Origin of the sequence: Vibrio sp. V42_P2S4T144, assembly GCF_009904715.1 — a bacterium.
Lineage (GTDB): Bacteria > Pseudomonadota > Gammaproteobacteria > Enterobacterales > Vibrionaceae > Vibrio > Vibrio alginolyticus.
Genome location: NZ_WXWS01000526.1, coordinates 1 through 5106, shown reverse-complemented (window position 1 = coordinate 5106; position 5106 = coordinate 1). Strand labels below are relative to the sequence as shown.

Sequence of the window (5106 nt, the reverse complement as noted above, 5' to 3'; positions counted from 1 at the left end):
AAATAAAGTATCTCCGATGACACGACTTCTCTCTCGCCCCTACCCCCTGGGCGCAACATTGAATAAAGAAGGCTGTAACTTCTCTATTCATGCTCCGGGCGTAAAAGACATTCAACTGGCATTGTTTGCAGACGATGGCAGCTACGAGCTTCGCGGTTTACCGAATGAATACGCTGGCATACGTCATACTTTTATTCCAGATATTAAGCCGGGGCAAAAATACGGTTATCTTGTCTCCCACAAGGACGAGCCACTGTTAATTTCTGATCCGTACGCAAAATCAATAGATAAAGCCCTCCACTATCATCCTCCCTACTCTCCAGCCAAAAGTTTCGATATGCCGAAGTGCGTCGTTATCGAAGATGATTTTGACTGGCAAAACACGGATCACCCGCGTATACCCAGAGAAGAGATGGTGTTGTTTGAGACGCACGTCAAAGGGATTACCCAACGCCACCCAGAGGTTGAGGACAAGCTGAGGGGGCGCTATTTAGGTCTTGCATCACCTGAAATGCTGGCCTTTTACAAACAGCAAAACATCAACACGCTGCAATTGCTACCTGTCGCAGCATGCATGCATGAGCCTCACCTACTAGAGATGGAAAAGGTCAATTATTGGGGATACAACCCTTATCTCTTTATGGTGCCCGATCCGCGCTACGCAGAACAAGACGCCGTTACGGAATTAAAAACAACAATTCGCGAATTGCATAAAAACGGCATTGAGGTGATTCTCGACGTGGTTTACAACCACACTGCTGAAGGTGGTGAAGGGCCTACAATCTTCAACCTGAAGGCCCTCGATTCCTGTTTTTACATCAAACATGGCAACCACTTCGCCAATTACACTGGCTGCGGAAATACAGTGGATCTCACCTACCAACCAGCCTTAAACCTTGTGATGGATACATTGCGCTACTGGGTTAGCGAATTTAAAGTCGATGGCTTCCGTTTTGACTTGGCTGCAACGTTAGGTCGACAGGGCGATGATTACAACCCAGAAGCAGCTTTCTTTAAAGCCGTTGCGCAAGACCCAATTTTGCGTGAAACCAAATTGATTGCCGAACCTTGGGATATTGGTCCAAATGGCTACCAAGTGGGTAACTTTCCATTTGGTTGGAACGAATGTAATGACAAACTGCGTGATATTTCCCGCAGTTTTTGGCGCGGTGATCAAGGCTATTTAAAAGAGTTTGCCACTCGATTAATGGGCTCTCGTGACATTTACAGTGCAGCGAACTGGCCATACAAACTCACCGTAAATTACATCACGTATCACGATGGCTTCACACTGCAAGATTTAGTGTCTTACAAGCACAAACATAACGAAGCCAATGGCGAAGAAAATCGCGACGGTCACGGTGACAATCGTTCAGAAAACTACGGTGTTGAAGGCGAGACAGAAAATCTGATGATCATCGCCACGCGTGAGAAGCAAAAACGCAACCTTATTGCTAGCTTGCTGTTTGCCTTCGGTATCCCACACATTCTCACTGCTGATGTTCTGTCTCACACCCAAGGCGGTAACAATAATGCCTATTGCCAAGACAACGAAACCAGTTGGCTGAACTGGGAAGAGACAGAACGTAAGCAACATTTCAAAGCATGGATGTCACAAATGGTCGCCAACCGAAATCAATACATGGTGCCATTTATCCGAGCTTTCAGTGGCGAAAACCGCAATAACAACCGTATTTTCTGGCGCCGTACAGACGGTCGCTTAATGGAGCACGATGATTGGAACCGTTTAAGCTCTGTCGCACTTCACCTTGGTATCGGTAAAGAAGGGCAAGAGCTGGTTTACCTCATCAACCAAACTAACGCCACAGCGCGCTTTAAGCTCCCCAATGAGCGAAAGCAAGAATGGGTGACGATCTGTGATACAAACGTACGTAACCTCAACCCAGGACATGCTGAAGGCGAAGTCTTGCTGTCACCCACCTCGATGGTGATTTTGCACTATCAACTAAACCAAAGCACACCAAAAGGTGAGCAAACGCATAGCTAAGTTATAAACGCTCCAAAAAAGGAAAGCCGATGCATCTCAGTGCTTCGGCTTTTTTGTTGGTTAGATGTGCCTAACTCATTATTCGCAAGGCGGCGCTAGGTGAATCAAAGCTAACCCACCCAGTGACGTCTCGCGGTATTTCTTGTTCATGTCTTTGCCCGTTTGGTACATGGTTTCAATCACCTTATCCAACGAGATCAAACATTTACTATTACGCTTTAATGCCATGCGAGAAGCATTGATCGCTTTCATTGCCCCCATCGCATTACGCTCAATACACGGTACTTGCACTAAACCACCAATTGGGTCACAAGTCATGCCTAGTGAGTGCTCCATGGCAATCTCAGCCGCAATACAAATTTGTTCATTGCTGCCACCACGTAGCGCGGTCAAGCCAGCTGCCGCCATAGAAGAAGAAACACCGACTTCGCCCTGACAACCCACTTCGGCACCCGAGATAGACGCATTGGTTTTGTACAAAATGCCAATCGCACCGGATACAGCAAGGAAGTCTTTAAGCTGTTTAGTATCGAGCTCTTTGATGAAGCGATGGTAGTACATCAATACCGCCGGAATCACACCCGCCGCACCATTAGTTGGCGACGTTACGACTTGTCCACCAGCCGCGTTTTCTTCACTCACAGCAAAAGCAAACAGGTTAATCCAATCCATGATTTCCATTGGGTCGTTTTCAATCGCTGCATTTGCTTCAAGCTTCTTCAACAAGTTAGGCGCACGGCGGGTCACGTTCAAGCCACCATCCAAGATACCTTCTGTCTCGAAACCGCGCTCCATGCAACGCGTCATCACACGCCAGATCTGTTCTGCGCGTTGATTGATGGCTTCCATATCCTGAAACGCTTGTTCGTTTTTCAGAATCATGCCGCCGAGGCTCATGCCGTTCTTCTCTGCCTGTGCCAACATTTCGTCTGCACTGGAGAATGGAAACTCAACTTCTACGGGAGCAGTCGCACTGCCATTTTGCAGTTCATCCGCCGTTGCGATGAAACCACCACCGATAGAGTAGTAAGTTTCAAACCCAACCTGATTGCCGTGCGCATCTAACGCAGTAATCGTCATTCCATTCTCATGCAGAGGAAGGTTCTCTTCATGGAACAACATGTCCGTTTTGTAGTTGAATTCGATTTCATGACGGCCATCGACAGACATCATGCCCTCTTCAATCGCCTTGCGCATCGCTTTATTCGCAGAAGCGATTTTGATGGTATCTGGTTTGTTACCCAACAGACCCAAAATGGTTGCACGGTCAGTATGGTGACCAATCCCCGTTAACGAGAGTGAGCCGTATAAATCGACCTGAATACGAACCACTTTTGCCAAGTTCGATTCAATCAAACGAGTGAAGTGGTAACCCGCGATCATTGGACCATTGGTGTGAGAGCTAGAAGGGCCCACACCAATCTTGTAAATATTAAAGATGGACAGCATAAACTTACCTATTACGACAATGCAGCATAAAGCCAATCAGGGAGAACCATACAAGCAGCGATGGTCGCCACGGCGAACACCAACAGCCCGTAATGGCTTGCGGTTGGCTTTGCAAAAAGATGTTTTTGATTATTGATAAAAATTTGTTGCTCGGCAGTCACAGCGCCCCAACGACGGCTCACTAACACACCAAACAAAAGGAAGACAAACGTACCAATTGGCGCGAACCACGGCCAAGCCACGTCGAGATACATTGCAGTAAACACCGAAATCACACTCATGATACTGCCAACGATCACGCCTTTCTCATTGGCTTTTGCCCAGAACAAGCCAAGCACGAATGACCCAAGACGGATACCAACAAAGATGGAAGTCAGGCTAGCGATGGTTTTGAGTACCGATTCATTCGATACCGCGAGAAGAGCTGGCACTACCACCATGGCCGCAGCAAGCAAACTCATCTTTCTTGCGACTTTTTCGTAGTGCTCATCATCTGCACTTTTGCGAACGAAACGCTTGTAGATATCGAACGTTGCGACAGTCGCAATTGAGTTGTAGGTCGAATCCAAGGTCGACATTGCGGCCGCCGCCAATGCGGAAATGATCAAACCAACGACGATTGGGTTAGTGTGGTTGAAGACGAAATCCAAAATCACTTCGTTGCTGTTTTCAAACGATTGATCTTGATAGAAAACACTCAGAAGGACACCGAGTACCGCGAAGAACAAGTACACGAAAAACGCACCGTAACCACACAACAGCATCGACTTCCGCGCCGTCTTTTCACATCTCGTCGCTAACGTGCGTTGGATGATCAATTGGTTGGTGCCGTACACACTCAAATGCAAAAAGCTCACGGCAACCACGCCAGCCCAGAGTGTGGTATCTACGCCTAAATCAAAGTCTAAGTTGATGATATTCAGGTGATCACGAGAAAGGTAATCTGCCGCATTAATCTCTGTCATTAGAATGGCAAAGATAGCGATGCTGCCCGCAACCAATACTGCAGATTGCAACATATCGGTCCAGATCACCGTGGAAATCCCACCCGCATAGGTATAGCAAGCGGTGAAAATACTAATGTAGATAATAGCTTCAGAAATACTGATAGGCAGAACTTGCACTAAGATCAGCGCCACGGCATACAAAATCACACCCGCTGAGATACATTGAACCACAATGAACACAATCGAGTTGATGGTTCTTGCATACACCCCAAAGCGGTGCTCAAGGTATTCATAAATCGAAGTCAGACCCAGCTTATAAAAGACAGGCACAAAGAAAATAACAGTGAAAAAGATAACGATGGGATAGTTAAGGTGAATACTCATCGCTTCCATGCCAGAGCTATAAACCCAACCAGGCATCCCTACAAACGTCATCGCACTAATGTAAGTCGCAAGTATCGAAACACCCGCCGTAAACCAGCCAAATTGCTTTCCACCCGTGGAAAAGTCGCCACCATTGCTGTAGCGCTTATTCACTAAATAGCTGATTAGTATGGTAATTGCTACATATAACGCAATCACCACAAAACTTGAGTACGTAACCATTTTAAGGTTTTCCTAATTCTGGGTAGCTAATTATTATGCCCAGATATTACTGTAAAAAGGCATTTTTAAACGACAATCCCACTGTAAGTGTGATTA

General features: G+C 46.6%; 3 protein-coding genes. 1 reads left to right on the top strand and 2 read right to left on the bottom strand.

Going from position 1 to position 5106, the window contains the following annotated elements:
* Positions 1-16 precede the first annotated feature (16 nt).
* Positions 17-2008, top strand: a complete 1992-nt coding sequence (gene glgX, locus CAG68_RS17680) for a glycogen debranching protein GlgX (RefSeq protein ID WP_158155537.1) — start codon at positions 17-19, stop codon at positions 2006-2008.
* Between the two features lie 78 nt (positions 2009-2086).
* Here glgX and CAG68_RS17675 read toward each other — a convergent pair whose 3' ends face one another.
* Both CAG68_RS17675 and CAG68_RS17670 read right to left on the bottom strand, forming a co-directional pair.
* Entirely contained in the window at positions 2087-3457 is a 1371-nt protein-coding gene (locus tag CAG68_RS17675) for an L-serine ammonia-lyase (protein WP_158155539.1), read from the bottom strand.
* A gap of 11 nt (positions 3458-3468) precedes the next feature.
* Positions 3469-5010 carry a sodium:solute symporter gene (locus tag CAG68_RS17670; RefSeq protein WP_158155541.1) on the bottom strand — a complete coding sequence of 514 codons (1542 nt, stop codon included), beginning with the start codon at positions 5008-5010 and terminating at the stop codon, positions 3469-3471.
* Positions 5011-5106: the final 96 nt, after the last annotated feature.

Coding starts and splice junctions, on each gene's coding strand:
- CAG68_RS17675 (WP_158155539.1), bottom strand. CDS start 3,457: ATGCTGTCCATCTTTAATATTTACAAGATTGGTGTGGGCCCTTCTAGC.
- CAG68_RS17670 (WP_158155541.1), bottom strand. CDS start 5,010: ATGGTTACGTACTCAAGTTTTGTGGTGATTGCGTTATATGTAGCAATT.
- glgX (WP_158155537.1), top strand. CDS start 17: ATGACACGACTTCTCTCTCGCCCCTACCCCCTGGGCGCAACATTGAAT.